The sequence below is a fragment of the Alkalispirochaeta alkalica DSM 8900 genome, from assembly GCF_000373545.1.
GTDB lineage: Bacteria > Spirochaetota > Spirochaetia > DSM-27196 > Alkalispirochaetaceae > Alkalispirochaeta > Alkalispirochaeta alkalica.
Genome location: NZ_KB891702.1, coordinates 40,497 through 65,933, shown reverse-complemented (window position 1 = coordinate 65,933; position 25,437 = coordinate 40,497). Strand labels below are relative to the sequence as shown.

General features: G+C 58.5%; 12 protein-coding genes, 1 tRNA gene and 2 riboswitches. Of the genes, 8 read left to right on the top strand and 5 right to left on the bottom strand.

Translation table 11 applies throughout. The features are described from left to right. The 7 genes from B071_RS19020 to drmC all read left to right on the top strand — a co-directional run. A partial coding sequence (locus B071_RS19020) for an integrase core domain-containing protein (protein ID WP_018526588.1) occupies positions 1–269 on the top strand: 269 nt, incomplete at its 5' end. Between the two features lie 222 nt (positions 270–491). Further along, entirely contained in the window at positions 492–2,678 is a 2,187-nt protein-coding gene (locus tag B071_RS0106490; RefSeq protein WP_083914576.1) for a 3'-5' exonuclease, read from the top strand. Next, the gene (gene drmD / locus B071_RS0106485; protein WP_018526294.1) at positions 2,675–5,992 is read left to right on the top strand and encodes a DISARM system SNF2-like helicase DrmD; all 3,318 of its coding nucleotides are present in this window, start codon (positions 2,675–2,677) and stop codon (positions 5,990–5,992) included. Before B071_RS0106490 ends, drmD begins: the two co-directional genes overlap by 4 nt. After that, on the top strand, positions 5,992–9,951 hold the full coding sequence (locus B071_RS16295) for an Eco57I restriction-modification methylase domain-containing protein (RefSeq protein ID WP_018526293.1): 3,960 nt from the start codon (positions 5,992–5,994) through the stop codon (positions 9,949–9,951). Before drmD ends, B071_RS16295 begins: the two co-directional genes overlap by 1 nt. Next, complete coding sequence (drmA, locus tag B071_RS0106475; RefSeq protein ID WP_018526292.1) at positions 9,948–13,352, top strand: DISARM system helicase DrmA; 3,405 nt, start codon at positions 9,948–9,950, stop codon at positions 13,350–13,352. Before B071_RS16295 ends, drmA begins: the two co-directional genes overlap by 4 nt. 2 nt (positions 13,353–13,354) lie before the next feature. Continuing rightward, a complete protein-coding gene (gene drmB / locus B071_RS0106470; protein WP_018526291.1) occupies positions 13,355–15,253 on the top strand; it encodes a DUF1998 domain-containing protein in 1,899 nt (632 codons plus the stop codon). Beyond that, positions 15,250–16,026, top strand: coding sequence for a DISARM system phospholipase D-like protein DrmC (gene drmC / locus B071_RS19015; protein WP_157703059.1), 777 nt, complete (start codon positions 15,250–15,252; stop codon positions 16,024–16,026). Before drmB ends, drmC begins: the two co-directional genes overlap by 4 nt. A gap of 683 nt (positions 16,027–16,709) precedes the next feature. Here the strand turns inward: drmC and B071_RS0106455 are convergent. The 3 genes from B071_RS0106455 to B071_RS0106445 form a co-directional block, all read right to left on the bottom strand. Then, positions 16,710–17,279: a PD-(D/E)XK nuclease family protein gene (locus tag B071_RS0106455; RefSeq protein ID WP_018526288.1), complete on the bottom strand. Its 570-nt coding sequence runs from the start codon at positions 17,277–17,279 to the stop codon at positions 16,710–16,712. Continuing rightward, positions 17,276–18,499 carry a tyrosine-type recombinase/integrase gene (locus tag B071_RS0106450; protein WP_083914572.1) on the bottom strand — a complete coding sequence of 408 codons (1,224 nt, stop codon included), beginning with the start codon at positions 18,497–18,499 and terminating at the stop codon, positions 17,276–17,278. The genes B071_RS0106455 and B071_RS0106450 overlap by 4 nt, the downstream gene beginning before the upstream one ends. A 110-nt stretch (positions 18,500–18,609) precedes the next feature. Beyond that, positions 18,610–18,681, bottom strand: a tRNA-Val gene (locus B071_RS0106445). A 239-nt stretch (positions 18,682–18,920) separates the two neighbouring features. On the opposite strand from B071_RS0106445, the gene B071_RS18355 reads away from it, so the two are divergent. Beyond that, positions 18,921–19,451 carry an STAS domain-containing protein gene (locus B071_RS18355; protein WP_157703058.1) on the top strand — a complete coding sequence of 177 codons (531 nt, stop codon included), beginning with the start codon at positions 18,921–18,923 and terminating at the stop codon, positions 19,449–19,451. 87 nt (positions 19,452–19,538) lie between these two features. Here B071_RS18355 and gcvP read toward each other — a convergent pair whose 3' ends face one another. Continuing rightward, complete coding sequence (gcvP, locus tag B071_RS0106435; RefSeq protein WP_018526285.1) at positions 19,539–23,492, bottom strand: aminomethyl-transferring glycine dehydrogenase; 3,954 nt, start codon at positions 23,490–23,492, stop codon at positions 19,539–19,541. Positions 23,493–23,506: 14 nt separating this feature from the next. After that, positions 23,507–23,630, bottom strand: a riboswitch (glycine riboswitch). Next, positions 23,631–23,736, bottom strand: a riboswitch (glycine riboswitch). A gap of 170 nt (positions 23,737–23,906) precedes the next feature. Beyond that, positions 23,907–25,325 carry a POTRA domain-containing protein gene (locus B071_RS0106430; protein WP_018526284.1) on the bottom strand — a complete coding sequence of 473 codons (1,419 nt, stop codon included), beginning with the start codon at positions 25,323–25,325 and terminating at the stop codon, positions 23,907–23,909. Positions 25,326–25,437: the final 112 nt, after the last annotated feature.

The following is a 25,437-nucleotide window of genomic DNA, read 5'->3' as shown; positions in this document are numbered from 1 at the left end:
CTAATGGCGTCCACCTGGAGTTCATCAAACCGGGAAAACCGACTCAGAACTCGTACGTGGAACGATTCAACCGCACCTATCGGGAGGAGATTCTCGACGCATACATTTTTCGAAGCTTGGACGAGGTCAGGGAGCTGACACGAACATGGATAGATCAATACAATGGGGAGCGACCCCATACGGCTCTCGGCAGGGTCCCTCCGCTGGACTACCGACGAGCCAACAGCCGCGACGGTACTAAGTTATCGCCTGTACCAAAACCGGGATGATTACAAGGCGATCAAAAAATTCATTTTCTCTGGATGTGATGATATATCAGAATATAAAATTAAAAATTTGCAAGCTGAAGTTTAAGTTTTCTTTTTCCAAAAATTTGAGCATAATGATTTTGCCGGGGGGGGTATGTCTGTCGAGCTAACAATTTTTCGGTTACACACATTTGTCCGCGATACTGAAGATTTTCTGCTCTACAACATCACACCGGATACAATATGACAACTCCACGAGATGTTACTGCTCACTACGTACAAAGCCAAATTCCACGGGTCCTGTCGCTCATAGGTACTGATGAGGCAATGTTTGTCCTTGCGTGCGATAGTTTTCTTGAAGGGCTTTCTGTTAGTCTTGACACAGCTTCCTTGGGTGCAGATTTCAAGGAAAAGTTGGGCATACTAAATTATGCTTTGAGCTCCTGTGTTCTGGACGGCAGAAGATTAAAGCAGTCTCTCAAGAATTTCGGAACGAACCGGTGGGTTTCTAACGTTATCCGTCATGAGTTTCGCCAGCTTGATCGTGAAGATGCTCTTGCGGGTGCTCAGCGACTGCTGGATTTTCTGGAATCCATAGATACCCGAAATGCTGATTACTCCCTGCTGACGGAAGAGCTGGAAAAGTACTGGTCCACAAAAAAATCACCAGTAGAGTACCATCAGGAGCTTAGAGCCCAGATCCTGCGGGCTAATGCCTTCAAACAGAAAAATACTACTTTGCTGGCTCAGATAGAGGAGTATCAACTGAACCTTAACGCCCTGCAGGATGCACAGACAGAAAAAAAGGATCTGGAGAATCAGTACCAGCGTGTGCGTCAGCAATTCAGCGAATCGGACAAGCGTATCGATATGCTGCGGAAGGCGCTAAATCAGGCAAAAGAAAAAGAACGCGCGATGTCCGCCAGACTGGCAGAAACACAAGACGTGAAGGCCTACCTGGAGTATATCTCCCGATTCACTAGCTACACCCGCTCCCGCCAGGATTACGAGCGCAGTGTTCTGACCCTGAGTGCCGAACAGCAACGGGCAGTGGATCTTATCCGTGACAATGGTGATTACCTCATTAAAGGGCCAGCCGGTACCGGCAAGACGCTGGTGGTGATGCATGCGGTACAAAAAGAACTGAAGCGCTCTCGTGAGAAGCTTGATCTGAGCGATGAGCGCGCAGTGGGCGTCTTTACCTACACCAAGTCATTGGCCAGATTTAACCGTTACCTTGCCCACGTTATTGGCTCTGATACACCGGATGCGGTGATCAAACACGTGGACTCCCTATATCAGCAGGAGCTGAAGGAGCTGGGGTACCAAATCTGTTACGGCACCGATTTTGAACGGGAGCTGCTGATAGAGCATTCCTCGTCGGTCCTTCCGCTGGACCAGCTGGTTCTTGAAGTAAACGATTTCATCTTTGGAAACGATCTCTCCCGAGAAGACTATGTCGAGCAGGTTGTCCGTCGCCGTGGGCTCAAACAGTCGCTCTCTAGGGCTCAGCGCGAACAGGTTTGGTCCGTGTCTCGTGTGGTGGTTGAGGAGATGGAACGGACCAGGGTTCTTACCAAATACTATGGCGTAGCGCTTCTCAAACGAAAAGTTGAATCCGATGACTCTTTTCGCCAACGTTTGATGATGCGGCGAGTGTTCATCGATGAGGCGCAAGATCTCACCGCCGTAGAGTTGCAACTCATGAAGCTCATTAGCTCTCGCGGTGTTGTTGTTGTTGGTGACCAGCAGCAGATGATCTATCGCCTGGGGGGGTCCTATCTGCGGGCTGGGATTGATGTCCGCGGACGAACCCAGCTCCTTAAGGTAAATTATCGCAATACAGATCAGATATGTAAACTCAGCGAAACGTACCGTTCCTTGGACGGTGAAGTGGATGGGATTGAGTTTGGATTGGGCGAAGCGTTTAGGGTCGGGCCAGCACCGGAACTGTTCACATCAGATAATACTACGACGCTTTATGAGAATGTCGAGCGGCGGATCGATTTCTTTCTGTCACAGCTTGACTACGACCCGGAGAATTTAGCAATTATCGCACCCACCAACAGAACTCTGGAAATGTTAGCGAAGCTTCTTTCTCGGAACGGAGTCAAGAGTTGCTCGGTGAATGACAAGAGCTTTAACTTTGAAGCCAGCGAAGGCGTGCGGCTTTCAACGATGCATTCCGCCAAGGGGCTGGAGTTTCCAGTGGTATTTCTGGTGGTGCCGAAACTACCTTTGCGAGGTGACAGTGCACCGGCTGTTTCCGTGGCTAACGCCAGAAACCTCATCTACGTTTCTCTCACTCGGGCCATGGATAATCTGCAGGTTTTCGCTCTGGATAGCGAACCTGACACGGTTATTGGAGGCCTGATAATGGCGTTCGATCACTTCAACGAAACCTCAATGTCAGAAGGTGCCACGGTATGAACAGTTCAGTAGCTAGTTCCGATAGAGTATCCAAAAAACCCTTGGAGATAGGACAAATGGTTCAGGTTCGCTCACGGCGGTGGCTAGTCGAAGATGTGACGCCCCCATCAGCGCCAGGCGACTCGGTCCTCGTGAGTCTCTCGTGCGCGGATGACGATGCCCAGGGTCAATCCCTTGAGGTCTATTGGGACTATGAACTGGACCGCAAGATTCTGGACGATGAGGGTTGGGGTCGCCTTTCCCAGAAAGGGTTCGACTCTCCACGCCATTTCGCGGCATTCCTGCACACCTTGCGATGGAACTGCGTCACCGCCACCAATGCCAATCTCTTCCAGTCTCCCTTTCGTGCGGGAATCACTATCGACGCATACCAGATGGAGCCGTTGCGAAAGGCGCTCAGACTTCCTCGGGTCAATTTGTTTATTGCAGATGACACCGGTCTCGGAAAAACGATTGAGGCGGGACTCATCGCTCGTGAGCTCCTCTTGCGGAAGAAGGCCAAGACGATCGTCGTGGCAACACCGCCCTCCGTGCTGGAACAGTGGAAAGCTGAATTGGAAGAACGTTTTGGCCTGCTCTTTGAGGTCTTTGACCGCTCGTTTGTTATCCGAATGAGGCAGGACCGCGGTTTCGGAGTAAACCCCTGGCGCACTCACAGCCGATTCCTCGTTTCGCACAACCTCCTGACCGACCCGGCCTACGCCGACCCGATGAGGGAGTGGTTGGGCGACTTTGCTCCGGGGAGTCTCCTTATTCTCGATGAGGCGCACCACGCCGCACCATCCAGCGGTGGCCGCTACGGTATCGAGACCAAGTTTACCCGGGCGGTGCGAGATCTTGCCGGCCGCTTCGAACATCGGCTTTTTCTCTCGGCAACGCCCCACAACGGCCACTCCAACAGTTTTTCCACCCTCCTCGAACTGCTCGATCCGTACCGCTTCACCCGGGGTGTCAAAGTCCGTGGCCGCAAGGCGCTAGAAGACGTAATGGTCCGGCGGATCAAGGAGGATCTGCGGGAACTCCAGGGTGGATTCCCGCAGCGGGTCGTCAAGCGAATTATGATCGACAACTTACCCGCGGACGCTCCGGAGTTGGCACTCTCGCGTTTGCTGGACGAATACCGATCCGTCCGGGAAGAACGGTTTCGGCGGTCATCCCGGAAAACGCAGGTTGCTGCGGGTCTGCTGGTTGTCGGGCTACAGCAACGGTTGCTTTCGTCTATCGAGGCATTCGCCCGGAGTCTGGCGGTACACCGTGAGACGGCACGAAAGCAGTGGGAGCGCAAAGGACGGAAACAGAACGGCACAACACGTGCTGATACGTCCGATTCTGATCAGGAGCTCTTCCTCAACGCTCCCGACGCTGACGATGAGCGCGGTGAATGGACCTCCGAGCAGGAAGAACAACACGAGGCGGAGACGATCCGTTCGATCACATCCGCCGCCGAAGACGATACAGAACGGGACGAAACGGCGACTGCCCTGTGGGATCGGGAACAAAAACTCCTGGATGAGATGCAGAGTATCGCCGAAGCCCACCGCTACTCCCCCGATTCCAAGGTCCTCAAGCTGATCGACTGGATCCGCTCCAACATGTGTGCAGAGCTGCCGAAGTGGGGAGGCCAACCCAAAGGACCGCCCCCGGTGTGGAACGACCGGCGTGTAATCATCTTCACCGAAAACCGCGAAGGTACCAAACGCTACCTCAAGACGATCCTTGAACACGCAATCCGCGATACCGAAAACGCCGAAGAACGCGTCGCTATCATCGACGGCCTCACGGCGAGTGCAAACCGAAAAGAGATACAGCGCCGCTTCAACACCGACCCGTTCCGGGAGCCACTCCGGATACTTATCGCAACTGACGCGGCCAGGGAAGGTCTCAACTTTCAGGCCCACTGCAGCGACTTGTTCCACTTTGACCTCCCCTGGAATCCCGGGCGCATTGAACAGCGCAACGGACGCATCGACCGTAAGTTGCAGCCGGCATCAGAGGTGCGATGTCATTACTTCGTGCTGCCTCAACGGATTGAAGACCATGTCCTGGAAGTGCTTGTCCGCAAGACCGAGACGATCAAGCGTGAGCTGGGGAGTCTCTCCAAAGTGATAGACGACGATATTGAACGCCGTCTTCGACAAGGAATTCGCCATCGTGACGCCGAGTCCCTTGCCGCGGAGATCGATCAGGCCAATATCGATGCCGAGCGTCGCAAAATCGCCGCTGATGAACTGGAGGAGGCGCGGGATCGACAGGATGACCTCAAGAATCAGATAGAGAGCTGTCGTGGGCTTCTTGAAAGTTCACGCAAGTGGATCGGCTTTGAATCGGCCCCGTTTCGCGATGCGATTTCGTGTTCGCTGGAAATTATGGGAGTGGAGGAACTCAAGCCCCTGTCAAGAGATAACAGCGCTGGCATGTGGAAATTTCCTGCCCTTGATAAGCGGGCTGAGACCGATCCCAGCTGGGCGGCTACGCTCGATACCTTGCGCACTCCCAGAAAGACCAACCAGAAGCTTGCGGAATGGCGACGGGAGGCACCGATCCGGCCTGTCATATTCAAGGACGCCGGCATCCTCACCGAAGATACTGTCCATCTGCATCTGGAACAGCGCATTGCCCAACGACTTCTTGCACGCTTTCGTTCGCAGGGATTCGTCTACCACGATCTCTCCCGGGCGTGTTTGGCGCAGGCAACCGATTCTATTCCGCGAGTAGTGCTTCTTGGACGGTTGTCGCTGTACGGCAGAGGGGCAGAACGTTTGCACGAGGAGATCGTTCCCATTACCGCCCGCTGGTATGAGCCGGAAATCCGCAAAAAGCCATTGGCCCCGTATGCTCGCGAGGCTGAGTCAAAGACCCTTGAGTTGCTCGAAGCAGCTCTCTCAGGTTTGCAGACCCATGCACCTGCCGATGAAATACAGCAGAAGCTGCTTGATTCGGCCACGGTCGACATTAAACAGTTGCTTCCCCATCTCAAACCGCGGGCGCAGGAATACGCCGAGGTAGCCTCCATGCAATTGCAGGATCGGGGGCATCGGGAAAGCGAGACCCTCCGAACGATTCTTGAGAAGCAGAGTAATCGTGTGCGTCAGGAGTTGATGAAGTCCGACAAACAGTTTGCCCAGCTCACTCTTGGTTTTGACGACGATGAGAAGCGGCAATTGGAGCAGAACATCCGTTCCTGGCACACCCGCCTGGAGCAATTCAAACGCGAGCTGGAGACGGAGCCGCAGCGGATTCGTAAGTTCTACGAGATCCGGGCTACCCGGGTAGAACCGGTAGGACTCGTCTATCTCTGGCCGGAGAGCAACTGATGGCAACGCAACGTATCGACCCGCACGTGCTGGCCCACAACGAATGGCTCGGTTTTGTCCGCCCCACGGGGCTGGTGGTCTCATCGTCAGCGCTAATACGCATGGGGGTGATCCTCGATCGGCGCGGCAGGGAAGCGCAACAGCTGCTGCAGCAGGTGGTCTCCAAACCTGATCAGGTCGTCCCCACGTTTTCAGAGTTCGCCGAAACGGTGCTCGGCTGGGATCTGAACAGTCGTTATTACCTGGGGACTGAAAGTCAGCCGATTCCAGATGAACTGGCAGTCCACTTGCCAGACTACAACGAGACGCTGCGGCCCGATTTCGCCGTGCTGGAGCGGGATCCCCGCGAGGGTGCCCCCCCGTGGCAACTGCTCGTGCAGATCCACCCCGCGGACACCGATCTCGACAAACCACAACGCGGCACCGGTCTCTGGGACGCATCTCCCCACAGCCGCATGGAGCGGCTGCTCCGCAGAACCAACGTTCCCGCGGGGTTGCTCTGGAACGGTACCGTTCTCCGCCTCGTCTCCGCACCCTATGGTGAGAGTTCCGGATGGCTCGACTTCCGCATCCCCGACATGCTGGAGACCGCCGGGAGGCCGATCTGCAACGCCATGCGGTTGCTCCTGGGCCAGCCGCGGCTGCTTACGGGTGATGCAAGCCACCGGCTGATCCCGCTTTTACGGGAGAGCAGGAAGTACCAGAACGAGGTGAGTGAGCGCCTCTCCGAGCAGGTCCTCCACGCCCTCTACGAACTGGTCCGCGGATTTCAGGCGGCCCAGGATCTTTCCCGGGGCGAACTCCTGCGGGAAGTGCTTCGGGAGCACCCGGAGAAATCGTACCGCGGCCTCCTGACCGTCATCCTCCGGGTCGTTTTTCTCCTCTACGCAGAAGAACGGGAGATGTTTCCCGACGACGATGTCTTTCAGCAGCATTACTCCATAGCCGGATTGTACGAGCGGCTACGCGAAGACGTAGTCCAGTATTCCGACACGATGGATCAACGCTATGGCGCGTGGGCGCAGCTGCTTGTGCTCTTCCGTATTGTCTATGACGGAGCGCGCACCGGTCGTTTCTCCATTCCCCAGCGCCATGGCGTACTCTTTGATCCTGATCGCTATCCCTTTCTGGAGGGCCGCCCCGAGTGCAGCGCGCGACAGGTGGACGAACGCTTGGAGCCACCTCTTGTCCCGGACGGCACGATCTATCGCATTCTGGAGAAGCTCCTCGTCCTCGACGGGGAACGTATTTCCTATCGCGCACTGGATGTGGAGCAGATCGGCTCGGTTTACGAGACGATGATGGGTTTCCGGCTGGAACAGGCTACCGGGCGTTCAATTGCGATTAAAGCGCCCAAGAGGCGCGGAGCCCCCACCACCGTCAACCTTGAAGAGCTCTTGCGAACCAGTCCCAGCAAGAGGCAGAAGTGGCTCCAGGATCGCACCACCCGGAAGATCACTGACAAGGTCAAAAAGGCCGTGGATTCTGCAACTTCTATCGAAGCACTCCATGATGCGCTGGAGCCGGTCGTTGACATCGCGGCAACGCCGGACATCGTCGCCCCCGGTGCAATGGTGCTGCAGCCCAGTGAGGAGCGACGCAAGTCCGGGTCACAGTACACCCCCCGTACCCTCACCGAGCCGATCGTCCGTAAGACCCTTGAGCCGCTGCTGGAGAGAATCAAGGGTGAAGGACAACCCGCGCCCGCACCGGAAGCGATTCTCGAGATCAAGGTCCTGGATCCGGCGATGGGGTCCGGCGCGTTCCTGGTCGAAAGCTGCCGCCAATTGGCGGATGCCCTCGTAGAATCATGGCACGCCCATGAAATTACCATAGAAGTGCCGCCCGATGAAGATGAAGTCGTCTATGCACGACGACTCGTTGCCCAGCGCTGCATCTATGGTGTGGACCGCAACCCCATGGCGGTGGACCTTGCCAAAGTGTCCCTGTGGCTGGTCACCCTCGCCAAGGACCACCCCCTCACCTTTGTAGACCACGCCCTGCGTCATGGTGATTCCCTTGTGGGGCTGAGCCGTGAGCAGATCCGGAAGTTCCATTGGGATACCAAAGCCAACGAACCGCAGTACTACTTTGAGCGGGAGGGCACAAAGCGCCACATCGACGCTGTGGGTGAACTGCGCCGTCAGATCCGGGAAGCCGGAGAGGATGTTGCAACGGAAGAGCTCCAGCGTCTGTGGACGGAAAGCCAGGCCGAAGTCGATCAGATTCGGCTTGGAGCGGACCTTGTCACCGCCGCGTATTTTTCCGCAGACAAACCGAAAGAGCGGAAGGCGAAGCGCTTTACCTTTGCGGGCCAGCTCATGGACGGGAAGGGTGAACAGTACCGTTCCTGGCTGGAAGAGATGCGTCAGGAAGAGACGCCGCTGGCACCGTTTCACTGGGAGATCGAGTTTCCCGAGGTGTTTGATCGGGAGAACCCGGGATTTGATGCTATTGTGGGCAATCCGCCGTTCCTCGGTGGTAGAAACCTTAGTGCACTGCAAGGTTCTCGCTATTTGGAATGGCTTGCATCGGTTTTCACTGACGCGAACGGCGGCGCAGATTTGACAGCGTACTTTTTCCGACGATCTTTTGATCTTTTGCGACCTAAGGGCACGATGGGTCTCATCGCTACCAATACGATCGCCCAGGGCGATACCCGCTCTACGGGTTTGCGCTGGATCTGCAACAACGGCGGCGAGATCTTTTCCGTCACCAAGCGCCTCAAATGGCCCGGCGAGGCTGCGGTGGTGGTCAGCGTTGTTCACCTTTCTAAAGGGCAGTGGAACGGCCCGCGGGATCTGGATGGAACTGATGTAGACCGGATTACGGCGTATCTGGTGCCTCGCGGTGGGAATGATGACCCGGCGCGGCTTGCAGCGAATTCGGGTAAGAGCTTCCAGGGAAGCATTGTTCTTGGCATGGGATTCACCTTTGACGATACCGACAAGAAAGGTGTTGCGACGCCCATCGCGGAGATGGAGCGGCTGATCGCGGAGAACCCCAGGAACCAGGCGGTGATTTTTCCGTACATTGGCGGCCAGGAGATCAATACCAGTCCGACTCATGAGCATCATCGATATGTGATTAATTTTTGGGAGCGGGACGCCGATGTTTGCCGCCAGAACTGGCCTAGTCTGTGGCAAATTATCGAAGAGAAAGTGAGACCAGAACGATCGAAGAAGGATGCCAAAAAGTATCCTAGAATGGTGTATGAATATTGGAAATTTTGGAATCCTCGCATTGAACTGCAAAACGCGATTTCAGGGCTCGACCGCGTACTGGCACGTTCCCTGACAAGCAAAAACTTCGCCTTCGCTTTTCTACCAAAGGGTATGGTCTACGACCAGACCCTCATTGTCTTTGCCTTCGACGCGTACGCTCCGTTTTGCACGCTCTCATCTTCAGTCCACAACATCTGGTCAGACTTCCAAAGTGGAACACTCGAAGACCGACCTCGTTATAACATCACGGCCTCGTTCGATCCCTTCCCGTTTCCCCCGGACTGGGAGACCAACCCTGATTTAGAGGCTGCCGGCAAGGCGTACTACGAGTACCGTGCGGATCTGATGGTTCGGACTAATCTGGGCCTTACCAAGACGTACAATCGCTTTCACGATCCCGACGAGACCGATCCGGAGATCCTGAAAATGCGGGAACTGCACACCGCCATGGACCGGGCTGTTCTGGATACCTACGGGTGGAATGATATCCCTACCCACTGCGACTTTATCCCGGACTACGAGGACGACGATGACTCCGGCAAGAAAAAAAAGCCATGGCGCTACCGCTGGCCCGATGATGTCCGTGACGAGGTTCTGGCGCGTCTCCTTGAACTGAACGCCCGGCGCGCCCGGGAGGAGTCGTTGGCCGGTGCCGGGAAACGCACCGGCGATTCGGTGCCGCCAAGCGAGCCGTCCGTAGGCAACCTGTTTACTGAGGGAGAACTGTTCTCATGAGTGATATACCCGCTGGACCCGCCACCTCTCTTGAAGCACGATCGCGTCTGGTGGACGCGCTCCAGGTGGAACTGGTCGGTCCGTCTTCCGGCCACCCCTTTGCCCACGAGCGGATACCCCCGTGGTACCGGCCTACAACATGGTACCTCACCGGCTTTCTCGTGCCTACCGATACTCCTCCGGAGCATCGCTCCGATGATGACGAGGAAGACGACTTTGCGGATCTCGATTCCGACGGGACCAACCCGGAAGAGTCCGTTGAGGAACGCCGTGCTTCCAAGCGAGGGTACTTCCCCTCATCGATGGGGTTGAGTTTTCTCCTGCCGCCGGAGGCGCGAGAGCTCACCATCACCGTCCGGTGGGGAGACTACAAAAAAGAAGCCTCAACCGAAGAGGAAGGGCCCACCAACTACTGGCAGCGCTATCCCCGGGAAGAACACATAACTGTTCCCACCGGAAAAGCAACCTACCGTAAACCGGTTCCCGATTCTGGCGGCCTCATGATCCACGTTGTGGAGCGGGTGGTAGAAACTGGAGACTACCAGGACTTTCTTCCCGCCGGCGTCCGTTCTGTGTCGGTGTTTCTGGTAAACGAGCGATCACCCCATTACCGTGATGAGGCTCCCGATGAGAGCTTTGCGTTTCAGGCGGAGATCGAGGTGCGCTCAGATCGGCCCTTCATGGCTCGTCCCGATCTCCGCGGCGCCAACGCCGATGAGTGGGACGACCGCGTGTCCGATCTGCACTACGCCGATACTCCGGAGTTTGCCACTGGTCACGGCGTCTCCGCGGATTGGGATCAGATTGATGGAGAGTGTCACGTTGTCCGGACGGTGTGGATGCCCCTGGCCGGGGTGGAAAAAACAATCACCGTTGATGTCCCCGGTGTTGAACTATCGCTGGATACGCTGGGCGAGTTGGCCGATGGCGCCGCCGTTCACGTAGCGCTGGACAATCTGGTAGCTCAGTACCGCGGATGGATTGATGAGTACCAGGAGAAAATCAGCAATCTTCCGGAGAAGCGTAAGGAGACAGCACGGGAGCTTCTCTGTTATGCCAAGTTGGCAGCCAACCGGATCGAGAAAGGTATCGTCACGCTCGAAAAAAACCTGGATGCCCTGGATGCGTTCAGGGTTGCCAACCGAGCTGTTGCCAAGGCGCTCCGTCAACGTCTTGGTAGCGAAATTACACCGAGGTGGCGCGTCTTCCAGCTAGCGTTCATCCTTCTAAATCTACCCGGTCTTGCTGATCCATCCGATCCGGATCGGCAGATCGTCGACCTCCTTTTCTTTCCCACCGGCGGAGGAAAGACCGAGGCATATCTTGGCCTCTCGGCTTTCACGATGGTCTTGCGGCGCCTGCAGAACCCTGTGGACAACGCGTACGCTGGAGCAGGAGTCAGCGTGATCATGCGGTATACCTTGCGCCTCTTGACGCTTGATCAGTACTCCCGCGCTGCCGGCCTTGTGTGCGCCCTGGAACTCGAACGTCGTGAAGCACCGGAACGATACGGCGAGTGGCCCTTCGAGATCGGACTCTGGGTGGGTAAGGCGGCAACACCAAACGTCCTCGGCCATAAAGGCGAGAAAGGTGATAGTTCCGCCCGAAAGAAGGTGATCCAGTTTAAGAGCGATCCCAAAAACAAGCCTTCCCCGATACCCCTCGAGGTGTGCCCATGGTGCGGTACGCCCTTCGGGAGCCACTCTTTTGAGCTCTTGCCGAATACCGATAAACCCTCCTCCATGCAGGTGTCCTGTATGAATCTGGACTGCGAGTTCAGCTCCCAGGGGGGCCTCCCGGTGGTCACTGTGGATGAACCGTTATATCGACGACTCCCGGCGTTTCTCATCGCCACGGTGGACAAATTTGCCTCTTTGCCCTGGACGGGACAGTCCGGCACACTCCTTGGTGGTGCTGATCGGTATGAGGAAGGTGTTGGCTTCTATGGTCCAGCCGAGCCGGGAAAGGGCAGAAAGCTCTCTGCGTCGCTGCTTCCACCGGATCTGATCATTCAGGACGAACTTCACCTGATATCCGGCCCTCTCGGTACGATGGCGGGCCTCTATGAAACAGCAATCGAAGCACTTTGCTTTCGAGAGATTGGTCATCAGGAGGTGGGCCCAAAAATCGTGGCATCTACCGCCACCGTCCGGAAGGCGAATGACCAGATTCAGGCACTGTTTGGACGTGCGGTTACCCAGATCTTTCCGCCGCCAGGACCTGATCGGCGTGATTCGTTCTTTGCTCGTACTCGCCCCGCGGAAGAAATTCCTGCGCGGCTCTATCTCGGTGTCGCCGCTCAGGGCGTTAATCCCAAGGTTATTTTCCGGAAGACTTGGCTTTCTCTCATGGGTATTACCCAGCGCATCTTCCTTGACGCCGGAGGATTCGAAAAGAAAGGGGATAACCCAGCAGATCCGTATATGACCGTTCTGGGCTATTTCAACAGCCTTCGGGAGCTTGGCGGCGCCCGGAGAATTCTCGAAGAGGAAGTGCAGAACACGCTCAAGAAGGTTGGAAGTCGTCGGCGACTGGGCGAGGAGTACAGTGTCATGCAGGACCGCCCTCGATTCTCGGAGGTCGTCGAGCTCACATCTCGGGTGTCCACGTCTGATGTTTCTAAAGCGCGAGAGCGTCTCAACAAGCCCTTCATCAAACAGACTGACTATGTTGATTCTGCGATCGCCACCAATATGATTTCTGTCGGTCTTGATATACCGCGCCTCGGAACCATGGTGGTATTTGGTCAGCCCAAAACACATTCTGAGTACATCCAGGCGACAAGTCGGGTAGGACGCGACGACAAGAAACCGGGTATCGTAATCGATGTGCTCAATATCCACAAACCGCGTGACCGTTCGCATTACGAACGCTATCGCCACTACCACGAAACATTCTACCGCTCTGTGGAAGTAGGGAGTGTCACACCCTTTTCGGCCCGCGCTCTGGACCGGGGGTTCGCGGGGGCTCTCGTCACCCTCGCACGGCATGTTGCCAGCGAGATGGTGCCACCAGACGGCGTCTTGCGTATACGGGACCTGCGGGTAAAGTTGGAAGAGATTCTCCTCCGTCGGTTTTTCCTCCGTATAGACGCGCAACCCAATGTGGATGGAGATGAGGTTGCGGAACGCCGTCGGACCGTCAAGAATCGAGTTGGGGAGCTCTTGGATGCGTGGGTTGCTATCGTTGAATACTACGAGGGTGATGGAATATCCCTCCGGTATCAGAAACACGAGGGAAAACGTGATGGAGGGAAGTATCTGCTTCGTGAAGTACTTGAAAGCGACACCGCATTTAATATCGATGCAGAGGGCCTTTTCAGGGTGAATCGTTCCCTCCGCGATGTGGAGCCCAATGTCGATCTTTTCCTGAAGACCTTGAATGGGAAGGATGTGGTTTAACTATGCACAGGAAAGCAACCGGTGAAGCGCGGCGGGCGCAAATCATTACAACCTACGGGCCCGGATCGTTGATCGACCTGCCAAAGCACTCCGCGATTGTGGGTGGTCTCGACGCATGGCCCAAAACAACTGATCTGGAAGAGATCGTTGAACCGCGACTGAGTTTCAAAATCGGTGAAGTTACCGGTGTTCAGCAGCCAAAGCTCTTTGCACCACCGCGTGGCGCGGAGAGCTTCTTCGATGAGAACTATCACGGTGGTATCACGATCTGGCAGTTCCCGGAGTGGTTTCTGGTAAACGAGAAAAACGCCTTCTCTGTGGGCGAGGGAGCGAAAGAAGACCGTACATCCCGGCGGCTGGTTAGACGGAAGGAACTGGTCCACAACAAGTATGATGGACTCCCGGTAACGCCGATCAGATTCGTGCAGACCTGCGCGCACGGTCACATCGATGACATCGATTGGCACGCCTTTGTTCACGGCGACGATCCCTCCTGCGTGCGTCCGTTATGGCTCGACGAGCACGGCACGAGCGGTGATCTTGCGAACCTTGTAGTCCGTTGCGAATGTGGAAAAAAACGCAGTCTGTACGAAGCAAGTGCTTCAAAGAGAGCTCTTGAGGCAGAGGCTGATGAGGTTGCCGCTGATCCTGATGCTCAGGGTGCTGATTCCGCACGAGGCGAATCGGAGATTTCCAACCCCTTGGGACCGTGTACCGGTCGCCGCCCGTGGCTTGGAGGATCGTCATTCGAAGCGTGCGGTCTTCCCAGCGTCCTCCTGATCAGGACGGCCTCGAACGCGTATTTCCCGCAATTGGTGACGGCTCTCTCACTCCCCGATGTGGGGGATGTCGTTCGTCAGGCAGTGAAGGCTCACTGGGATGACCTGCAGATTGTGGAGAGCTCGGCAGAGCTTTTTTTCCTCAGAAAGAAGCCCAAGCTTGCACAGGCCCTGGCCGCTTTTGATAACGACAAGGTCCTGGAGGCAATAAGCGCCTTGAAACACGGGGATAATGACGACCGGCCGGTGAAGATCTCCGAGCTCGAAGCTATTCTAGCCGCATCCGAGGGCTATGGTGATGACGTCCCGATAGATGAAAACTTTCACGCCCGGCGCTACCCGGATCACGCGTGGCGAAAGTTGAGTGATGGGCGGCATATCAAGGCTGTCTACCAATTACATCGGCTTCGAGAGGTCATGGCTCTCATCGGGTTTACGCGACTCAAGCCCGTCACGCCGGACATTAACGGCGAATACGACAAGGATGTGAGACGCGCGGATCTTGCGGAAGACCCTAATTGGTTTCCAGCGGTGGAGAACCGGGGAGAGGGCATTTTCTTGCAGTTTAACTCCGATGAAGTTGCGGAATGGTTGCAACGGGATGCTGTTCTTGATCGTCTGAAAGCGTTGGAGAGAGGACACGCCGCGTGGGCAGAAGAGCGTGAGTCTAAGCGTGAGTTTCCCGGAGGAGCCTTCGTGCTCCTGCATACATTCTCCCATCTGTTTATCCAGTCCCTGTCCATGCGCTGTGGCTATCCGATCAGCTCGATTAGGGAGCGTGTCTACGTTGATACAGAAAACGGTCGGTATGGTGTTCTATTCTACACAAGTAGCACTGATGCCTCTGGCACGTTGGGTGGGTTAGTCCAACAGGCCCGATATGTCGAAGACCACCTGCGTTACGCACTACAACTCGGGTCTCTCTGCTCAAACGACCCGATCTGCGCCCACCACTTGTCAGATGATGTGCTGGAACAACGGTATCTTCACGGAGCTGCGTGCCACGGTTGTACGTTGATCTCAGAAACTTCCTGTGAGTACCACAACGACTATCTCGATCGAGCTCTTGTCATGCCGACATTGAGTCAACCTGAAGCTGCGTTCTTCTCGAGGACTCTGTGATTGAGGATATTCTCCTCTTACCGCCGTACCTCCGTGCACGCTTATCGGGAGCGCTCGAAACGGGGCTATTGAATCCGCCGTTATCACTTGTGTCTCTTCGCGCAGCAGTCGGCCCAGTAGAGAACGATGAAGCGGTCCTAGATGCATTGGAAGAACTCGCTCAACATGGAATCTCCGGGCGCGGTGCCGCAGCCTGGATACGAACTGTTGATCGTGCAACGGCAACGCAGAACATGCCGGGTATGGTCTGGTCGGGACCGTCGGTTCCGGGCCTCCATGCCCGGGATACGAGACAGGTCTTTGATGAAATATTGGGTGCTGCAAAGCAGAGTCTTTGGATCAGCACATATGCATTCTTTGACGGACCCAAGGCGTTTGAGGTCCTTTCCAGACGTATGGATGCGCAGCCGCAACTCAATACTACCATCCTTTTGAATATTTCTCGAAAAAAAGGTGATGCAAGCCCCCCCTGGGAGGTGGTATCACGATTTTCAGAACGATTCTGGAAATACGACTGGCCTGGCAGTGTCCGGCCCCGAATATTCTATGACCCCCGTTCGCTGGACGAGAGTGGTCCTGGTGCCGTGTTTCATGCCAAAGCAGTTGTTGCTGATGATGAAGCGGTACTGGTGACCTCCGCAAACCTGACGGAGGCTGCTTTCGATCGGAATATCGAACTCGGGCTTCACTTATGCGACCGAGCACTCGCGAAAAGCATTACTGCACATTTCCGCACGCTGATAGAGAAAGAGCTATTGTTATTGTTGCCGTAAGCCGTTGGGGTTATGTTGATAGGTTGGAATGGGCCCAGTCGTCAAGACAGGATTTTCGACCGGTTTAAGAAATTCCTTCCCCGACAATATCACCCTGTGTCGCGGGCCAGGCATAATCCCCACAAATTCGGCGATGGGGCCAAGTATATTCCCCACCTGCCGAGTTCTTCGCCAGTCACTGTGGCTGTTTGCAAACATTGCGTGGATGTATCCGGAAAAGAACAGCGCCCCTGCTACGAACGTCAGCTTCCGATACACCACCAGAACCATCGGAACAGCCGTGTTGAAGATCAGTGCGAAGAACACACCGGCATGGGCAATAATCGCGTGGTTACCTCCGTAGGTTACCGCTTCATTCCACCGCCCGATATCCCAAGCTCCGTACCCGCCGGTAGCGAATGCCGCCAACACATTGCCCCATCTCGTGAACCGGGGTCACCGTGATAGACAGGATTCCGTCATGGATCAACGGAACCATCAGCCCCAGAAAAAACAGCGCATACGGGAGCGCCAGATCGACATAACGAACTTGCTTCAATATGTGATGTATTCATAAGACCTCCAGTTCCCGATAACAAGGTATCACGGTATAACCAGTAGGTTTACTGTAATCGCAGTAATCGTAAGTATCTTCCGGCTTCTTTCTTTTCTTCATGCCTTTCTTCCGGGTCAGTTCTAACGCTTTACGCAATCACCCTCATCCACCGCCGAATCGCATTCTCCACATAAAACAGCGACACCAGGTACCCGCCGTTCCTGGTAACTCTGACAACCGCAACCTGTTGAATCTCCATGCCGGAATCTCTGGCGGCCATCGCATACCCACCCAGCTGCAGAACGTGCCAGGGCTCGTCGCGTCCTGTCTTGATATCCACGAGCATTACCTCACCCTCCGGGGTGATCAGAACGCGGTCGATCGTGCCGGCATACCCGCCGGTGGTGTGAATGAACTGCTGTTCCACCCAGGTGAACTGCGATACATGTCGTTGTTTGAACTCCTCCCAGCCTGCGACGTAGGGTAGGAGTGGAATATCGAAGCGGGTGAAATCCACGGAAGGCAGACCCTGCCCGGTATCTACTGCGGCGGTGAGCTGGTGTACCCGAGTACCGCGGTTGCGACCGGCCCGGTTATAGAAGCGTGTATTGATCAGACCGCGTCGGCGCAGTATCTGCGTGACACTTGGATACACGGTACCGGTATGATCGCGATAGGTGTGATCCCACTCGTTGAAGACTGGTTTCAAGTCGATCATACTGCATCCAGTATGACGGGCAACAACGGTACGTGAGCGGTCAGGACGTCACCGAAATCCTCCATCGTGTACCGTGTATACCAGTTGGTCATGGCTTCCGACCGGTGACCGGTGAGGATGCGTATCTTGGAATCCGGTACGCCGCGGCTTCTGAGAAGACTGTTCAGCTTGTGTCGCCAGGAATGAAAGGTAATCCCCCGAGTCCGATAATCCTCCAGGATGGTGTCCGCCTCGTCTGTAGTGAGCTTCCGCGTTTTCGGCTCGTTCATTTTCAACAGCGCTTTCATGAGTGATTTCTCGATGTGAGATTTGCTCATGGGTCGATCTTTGCTCTTCCCCCCGTAGAATACCAGGGACGAGGGTTGGGTTCGTCGGATTACCTCCTGGAGGACCGAATACACCATAGGTGGGATCGGTACTGGCCGGATACTGCCGTACTTTGGATCCTTCAGTCCATGTCCCTCTTCCCATGCATGCCGTATGAGTATGTGGTCTGGGAATACGTCTTCCACCAGTAGGCCGCGGACTTCGCCGATTCTGGCACCTGTTGTAAAAGCGAAGAGATTTATTGCGAACTGCCGGTAATCGGTGAAGTGATCGGGATTTGAGAAGAGCTGTGTCACTTCCTCGTCCGTGAGGACACCACGTAGCCGGTGGTTCGGTTTCAGGGGTTTGACCAGCGCAGCCGGATTGGTCTCGATATATCGGTGGCGTGCCGCGTAATCGAGGAGTGCGCGGAGTGTCGACAGGAGCTTGTTGATCGTCGCGGGGGCAAGGGCCTGCTCCGCGTGCAGATCCAGTATCCACCGATCAATTGCACCGATCGAGATATCCTGTACCGGGTGGTTTCCCCAGACCGGGAGCAGATGGTTTCGGGTGTACCCTTCCGATATTTCCAGGTGTCCGTGACTGACGCTGTAGCCGCGGGCGCGTCGGCTGCGGGCGTATTCTCCGTCCCACTCCCAGAACCCATCGGCGATTTCCGCGAGGGTCGGCGGGGAGAGTGGCGCGGCGGATTGCGTTTGCATCGGACGCTGCTGTTCCCGCTCGAGGTACGCCTCCACCGCGTGTACGGCTCGAGGCGGGGTTGTCTCTCCGGTAGAGATCGTTTTCAGGACTTTCCCGGTGTCCGGGCAGAGTAACCTGGCGTAGAAGCGGTGCGTTTTTCCGACTTTTCGTTTGAACAGGCGATAGGATCGATAACCGGCTATTGTACTCATACCATTCTCCCCTCACGACCGTGGTAACAATCGTGGTAACAGTTGGAATGATTTGAGAACGCCGGTTTTCCGGTGGCTCTCTAACTTCTTGTATTACAAGAAGTTATTGATGGGCGATACTGGATTTGAACCAGTGACTTCTACCGTGTGAAGGTAGCACTCTCCCACTGAGTTAATCGCCCGTGCCGGAATGGTGCCGTGCCCGGCAGGCTGCTTTCCGTTCCGTACTCCGAAGATATACGCTTTTTTCCGTTCTGGCAACCCCTTGGAGGGCACCCCGAAGTGCGATATGAGGGCCTCGCTCCGGGTCATGCGGGCCCCGGGGAGCAGAACATCTTCCTTCGGTGCGTCTTCTGTGGTGTTTCTGCGGTTGCCTGATTGCTCCGGAATCGCTATGCTTGTACAAGGGAAGGATTTCACCATGCACGACGAAACGGGGTTGTACTACTGGCACGACGGGAACCGGCTGGTGCTTTTTCTCACCGGTCGGGTACGGGCCAACGAGGCCTTCTCCCTCTATCAACATATCGAGCCCTGGCTTGCCGAGCACCCCGGCAGCGTTCTGGTGGCCGATATGGACGGCACCAGCTACATCGACAGTACAACTATCGGGACCCTGATCCGCCTGCACAAGGAAATGAAACGGGGGGGCGGGGCCTTCATCCTTTGTAACCTCTCGCCGCCTGTGGAGGATATCATCCGCAAGACAAAGCTTCTGGGGTATTTCCAGGTTCTCCAGGATGAGGAGCTGCGTAATCTGGAGCACGAGCTCTTTGACCGGATGCCGCGCCGGGCAACCACCGACGTGGACAGCTGTTTTGTCCTGGCCGCTCACAACGATCTCTGTCAGGTGGTGCCGGAGATGCGCCCCCGCTTCGAGCGGCTCATGGCGATTCTGGCGAGAGAAGCCGATAGTTGCTTGGATGATTCCCCGGGTACGGCACCGGTCTGATCGCGGTGGTGCTCCTGGACTCCCCGGCGCCGGAGGGGCGCTGGAGGGGTGTGGCAACGCCCCCGCTCCGGAGCGGGGGCGTTGGTGTTACTGGCAACTGCAGATCAGGTGCCGGTCCCCCTGGACGTTGTCTACCCGCCCCACGGGGGGCCAGAACTTGTGCTCCCGGCACCAGGGGGCGGGGTAGACCGCTTCTTCCCTTGTGTAGGGCCGTTCCCAGGGCCCTGTGATATCTGCCGCCGTGTGGGGGGCGTTGCGCAGGGGGCTCTCGTCGAGGGCGATCTCTCCCCGGGCGATCGCCCCGATCTCCCGGGTGATTCCGATCATGGCGTCGCAGAAACGGTCCAGCTCCTCCAGGGACTCGCTCTCGGTGGGTTCCACCATGAGGGTTCCCTGGACGGGCCAGGACATGGTGGGGGCGTGGAAGCCGTAATCGGCCAGCCGCTTTGCCACGTCTTCTACGGTGACGCCCGTCTCGCGCTCCAGCCTTCTGAAATCAAGGATACACTCGTGGGCCACACGCCCTCCCGGTCCGGTATAGGCCAGATCGAGGTGCGGAGCCAGCCGTGAGGCGATGTAGTTGGCGCTCAGGATGGCCTGCTCCGTGGCCGCCCGGAGGCCCTCTCCGCCCAGCATGGCGATGTAGGCGTAGGGGATGGGCAGGATCGAGGCGCTTCCTGCGGGAGCTGCCACCATGACGCCCGTCGGTCCCGGATCGTCCAGGGTGCCGGGCAGAAAGGGCGTGAGGTGTGCCGCCACGAGGACCGGTCCGACTCCGGGACCGCCTCCTCCGTGGGGAATGGCGAAGGTCTTGTGGAGGTTCAGGTGGCACACGTCGGCTCCGATCGCCCCGGGGCTGGTAAGCCCCACCTGGGCGTTCATGTTGGCTCCGTCCAGATAGACCTGCCCCCCCCGGCGATGGACGATCTCCAGGGCGGTGGTGATGTCTTCCTCAAAGATTCCGCAGGTGGAGGGGTAGGTCACCATGAGAGCGGCCAGGTTCTTCTCGTGGAGCCGGGCCTTCTCTTCCAGGTCCGTGAGATCGATTCGCCCCTGGGGGGTGCTTTTTACCACCACCACCTCCATGCCTGCCATGGCTGCGCTGGCGGGGTTGGTGCCGTGGGCGGAGTCGGGGACCAGGCAAACCCTGCGGTTCGCGTCGCCTCGGCTGAGGTGCCAGGAGCGGATAATCATGAGCCCCGTGAACTCCCCGTGAGCTCCGCTGTTGGGTTGCAGGGTACAGCCCGCAAAGCCCGTGATCTCGCAGAGCCAGGCCGAGAGTTCCTCCGTGAGCAGCCGGTATCCCTCGGCTTGTCCCGGGGGGGCGTAGGGGTGGAGCGAGGAAAAATCCTGCCAGGTGATGGGCATCATCGCTGCCGTGGGGTTCAGTTTCATGGTGCAGCTGCCCAGGGGGATCATGGAGTGAGCCAGGGAGAGATCCCGGCTGCGCAGTCGGGTCAGGTAGCGCAGAAGGGCCGTCTCGCTGCGGTGCTGCCGGAAGACCTCCTGCTGCAGAAAGGGCGTGCGCCGTTCGAGCCAGGGGTGGGGGCGCCACGAGGTTTCTCCCAGGAGCACCTCCAGGCGTTCTTCGCCGAGGGATACTCCCAGAGCCCGGAGGAGTCGCAGCACTTCTTCGNGGGTGCTGCGTTCGTCCAGGGTTATGCCGATTCCCCGGGAGTGTTTCCGCAGGTTGAACCCCGCCGCTTCTGCCGAGGCGAGGAGGGCCCTTCGGGCAGGGCCCTCCACCAGAAGGGTCACGGTGTCAAAGATGGTGCCGGGCAGGACGGGAAGCCCTGCGCGGCTCGCAGCNTCCCGCAGGGCGTTGGCNAGAAGGGAGACCCGNCGGGCGATTGNGGTGAGTCCCTCCGGGCCGTGGTAGATCGCGTAGAAGGCCGCCAGGATCGCCGGGAGAACCTGGGCGGTGCAGATATTGCTGGTTGCCTTGTCGCGCCGGATGTGCTGCTCCCGGGTCTGGAGAGCAAGCCGGAGGGCGGGGTTCCCNCCCCGATCGAGGCTCTCNCCCACCAGTCGGCCCGGCATGAGGCGTTTCAGGGCNTCCCGGGTGGCCAGGAACGCCGCGTGGGGTCCCCCGAACCCCGGGGGTACGCCGAAGCGCTGGGTGTTTCCCAGGACGATGTCGGCTCCCCAGGAACCGGGAGGAGCCAGGATGGTGAGGGCCAGAAGGTCCGTCGCAACGATCAGGAGCGCTCCCGCCTGGTGGAGTTTTTCTGCCAGGGAGCCCCCTTCCCGGGCTATGCCCAGGGTGTCGGGATACTGAAGGATNCCCGCGAAGGTCTCCTCCCCGGGGGTCCATTCGGCCGGGGGAGTTTCCCGGACCTCAACTCCCAGGGGTTCCGCCCGCGAGCGCAGGTGGGCGATCGTCTGGGGATGGAGCGCCGGGTCTGCCAGCAGGGTTTTGCGTCCTGCTGTGNCTCCGCGGCGCAGGGGCCCCCGATGGTGNCGCAGGGCCATGGTCATCGCCTCGGCGGCCGCCGTGGCCTCGTCCAGGAGCGAGGCGTTGGAGATGTCCATCTCGGTGAGACTGACGATCATGGTCTGGTAATTCATGAGNGCTTCCAGGCGACCCTGGGATATCTCGGCCTGGTAGGGGGTGTACTGGGTGTACCATCCCGGATCTTCCAGAACGTTCCGCTGGATCACCGGGGGGGTGATGGTGTCGGCGTAGCCCTGGCCTATGAGGCTCCGCAGGGGGCGGTTCCGCGAGGCGATCTCCCGGAGTCGGGCCAGAACCTGGTCCTCCGTGAGGGCCCGGGGAAGGTTGAGGGGTCTTGCGAGGCGGATCCCGGCGGGGATCGTCTCCTTCAGGAGCTCCTCCATCGAGGCGGCGCCGATCCGGGTGAGCATGGTGTGCTGATCGCTCCGGGTGGGGCCCAGGTGGCGTCGGGAAAACTCCTGGCTCCGTTCCAGCAGGTCAGNTGCGGCCGGTTGTGGCTGGTAGGAGGGGCGGTAGAAGGGCCCCCGGTGCTGGCGAGCCTTCAGGGAACGGCCGCGGATNTCCAGAAAGAGGGGGACTCCGTCGGGAACGTCCCGGTCCACCAGGGCGTTGGCGATGAAGACCCCCAGAGAGGGGGCTTTCCCGCCGGAGGTGACGGTTCCCCGGGGTGTTCCTTCCCCGTCCAGGATGGGNCACCCCGGGCGGGGAACTCCGGGGTCTTCCAGAATGAGCCTCCGCAGGGTGCGGGCAGGGCCTTCTTCCCGGCGACGGAGGATCGCGTCCCGGCCCGCGAAGGAGTGGTCCAGATCGCAGGCCCAGAGCAGCCGGGCCTCCACGGGAGTGATCTCCCGGGTGAGCTCCTGTCCGTAGAGGGGAAACCCCACCTCCAGCCGCAGGCTGTCCCGGGCTGCCAGACCCGCCGGGAGGAGCCGGATGCCNCCGCCCCGGGCCGTTTCCAGGAGGTCCCTCCAGAGCGAGGGGGNCCGGTCCCGGGGCAGGATGATCTCGAAGCCGTCTTCGCCGGTGTATCCCGTGCGGGCGATCCAGAGGTCTCCCGCGGGGACGCATCCGAAACGGGGTATGCCGGTTACATCAACCCGGGGCAGAAAACGGGCCAGGATTGCTTCGGCCCGGGGGCCCTGGAGNGCGATCATTCCCGTCTGGTCCGACTGGTCCTCCCAGGAGTCCAGGTGGCGGTTCAGCCAGGCTGTGTCCTCGCTACGGCGCGAGGCGTTGCCCACCAGGAGAAAGGCTGGTTCCTCTTTCCCGCTCTGGCGGTAGACAAAGAGGTCGTCGATGATCCCGCCTTCTTCGTCGCAGAGTAAGGCGTAGGTGCTGGACCCCGGTGAAAGAGAGGAGACCCGGGCCGTGAGAAGCTGGTCCAGGTCCTGTTCGGCCCGGNGCCCGGTCACGACAAAACGGGTCATGTGGGAGATGTCGAAGAGGCCCGCCGAGGAGCGGGTGGTCTGGTGTTCTTCGATCGCCCCGGCGGTGTAATGGAGGGGCATGTCCCATCCCGCGAAGGGGGCAAAACGGGCTCCGGCTTTCCGGTGTTCTTCATGGAGACTGGTTTTTTCTGTGCGCATAGATCCTCCGCTGCGCCGAAAACCCTGTCCCGTAACCTGAGAGATTATCCTGCCCGGGAAGGCTGTGGTGCCCCCCGTGACGGGTCCCCTTCGGTGCGCCCCGGCAGGTTGCGGGGGCGGCTCTCCAGAGCGGTTGATGCGCCTCTGCCGATCCTTTCTGCCTGAGAGTTTCGGTGTCGGCTCCGGCTGGCCCGACCCTTGCCCCTTCGGCGGCACCAGGAGTGCGCTCTCTCGGCAGATGCGCTGGTTATGATCTTCTCTTACAGACTAGGCGCTCCCGGGCGTCTTGTCAACGAAGGGCCCGGGCCGAATGATGGACGACCCGAGGCGAGAGACGCCCGGAACGACAGACGACCCGGGACGATAGGCCAGCCCGGGCCGATGGCCGATCAGGACGAGTCCGTCCGGGGAAGGTTACATCTGGGCGCCGATGGTGAAACTGAAGACCACGTCGGGATCGATCAGGTTGGCCGCCACGTCGAACCCCATGGCAGGAATCGCCACCTCCCGGAGGTAGACCCGGAACCCGCCCCCGGGCCCGGCAAAGTACTGGCGGCTGTGTCCCGAGGCGTCGAAGGTGCCCGCTTCCCAGTAGTGAGAGACGACAAAGGCTCCCCAGGAGCGGTTTATCAGGGGAACTTCGGCAAAAATCGCCGTTCCGGCCCATTCGTCGGCCACGGTTTTCTGGTAGGGCAGGGTTCGGTAGCCGTCGCGGGCAGAGATATCCTGCTGCTCTCCCAGGGGCATATCACCGATCCCCCCCGAGAGGAGGAGCCGCAGGCGTCCGCCCCGGGACGGTACGAGGGGAAGGGCCAGTTCGGCCCGGGCCGAGGTCTCCCACCCCACATCGTCGATATCGCCCGAGTGATTCTCCCCGGTTGCCAGTGATGCTCTCAGGCCGGCCTTGGGGCCCAGGCGCAGGACTCCCCTGGGGCGGGTTGCGTCGTAGTCCAGAAAGGCCGAGGGGACCACAAAGAGTCCCTCCTCGGGAACTTCGGCCCCTGCCCAGCCCCGAAAGGACGATATCTCCCGGTTGGTCAGGCGCAGGCCCGCTCCGGCCCGGATGTCCCGGGTAAAGCGGTAGCCCAGGCGCCCCGAGAGGCTCTGCTCTTTCAGGGTGTAGTCCCTGATACGGGTGTCGTCGGGCAGGCGGTGGTCCTCTTCGGTTTCCCGCAGGCCGGTGTTGAACGAGCCGAACCAGTTGCTCCCGGCGATGGAGGGGTCGGTGTAAATGACCATGCCGTTGAACCCCTCGGTTCCGGCGATGGCCACCGTGATGAGTTGCTTGTTGAGCCCCAGGAGGTTGCTCTCCAGGAGGATGAGCCCCCCCGTGGCGGCGGAGCCATCGGTGGCAAAAAAGGGAATCGGTACCAGGGTGACCTTCTCGCGCAGGGTGATCACCAGATCGACTCGTGCCGGATCGGCCTGGCCGGTCCCGGAGGGTGTCGCTGGTGCGGGTGAGGGTTCCCCGGCGGCCGGGCGGGTGGTGAGGGTGACTTCGGAAAAGATGCCCGTGTCGAGGAGGATTTCCTCAAGATCGGTGAGGGTCCTGGCCGTTACGGGGTCGCCCTGCTCCAGAGGGATCGCCTGGAGAACCGCCGTTTCCCGGGTTTTCCTGAGCCCCTCCAGGATGATCTCCTCCAGCAGGGGTGGCGCGGTTTCACCGAAGGCCGGTGCAAGGGGCAGGCTGGCCAGGACCGCCCAGGTCAGGGCGGCCCTGGAGGCACGAACCTTCCAGCCGGGCCGAAGGGTTCTGCTGCGGGCCGGGACGATCTCTCCCGGGGCGGTGCCGCCCCGGCTTCGGAGGAAAAGCGATACAACACGATGTCTCACAGGCGCTCCTTGTTCTGGTGCTCTCACTACCCTGGTGCTCTCACTACCCTGGTGCTCTCACTACCCTGGTGCTCTCACTACCCTGGTGCTCTCACTACCCTGGTGCTCTCAC

Bases quoted from the DNA above. Each gene is read 5' to 3' on its own strand.
- B071_RS0106490 (WP_083914576.1), top strand. From the start codon at position 492: ATGACAACTCCACGAGATGTTACTGCTCACTACGTACAAAGCCAAATT.
- drmD (WP_018526294.1), top strand. From the start codon at position 2,675: ATGAACAGTTCAGTAGCTAGTTCCGATAGAGTATCCAAAAAACCCTTG.
- B071_RS16295 (WP_018526293.1), top strand. From the start codon at position 5,992: ATGGCAACGCAACGTATCGACCCGCACGTGCTGGCCCACAACGAATGG.
- drmA (WP_018526292.1), top strand. From the start codon at position 9,948: ATGAGTGATATACCCGCTGGACCCGCCACCTCTCTTGAAGCACGATCG.
- drmB (WP_018526291.1), top strand. From the start codon at position 13,355: ATGCACAGGAAAGCAACCGGTGAAGCGCGGCGGGCGCAAATCATTACA.
- B071_RS0106455 (WP_018526288.1), bottom strand. From the start codon at position 17,279: ATGATCGACTTGAAACCAGTCTTCAACGAGTGGGATCACACCTATCGC.
- B071_RS0106450 (WP_083914572.1), bottom strand. From the start codon at position 18,499: ATGAGTACAATAGCCGGTTATCGATCCTATCGCCTGTTCAAACGAAAA.
- B071_RS18355 (WP_157703058.1), top strand. From the start codon at position 18,921: ATGCACGACGAAACGGGGTTGTACTACTGGCACGACGGGAACCGGCTG.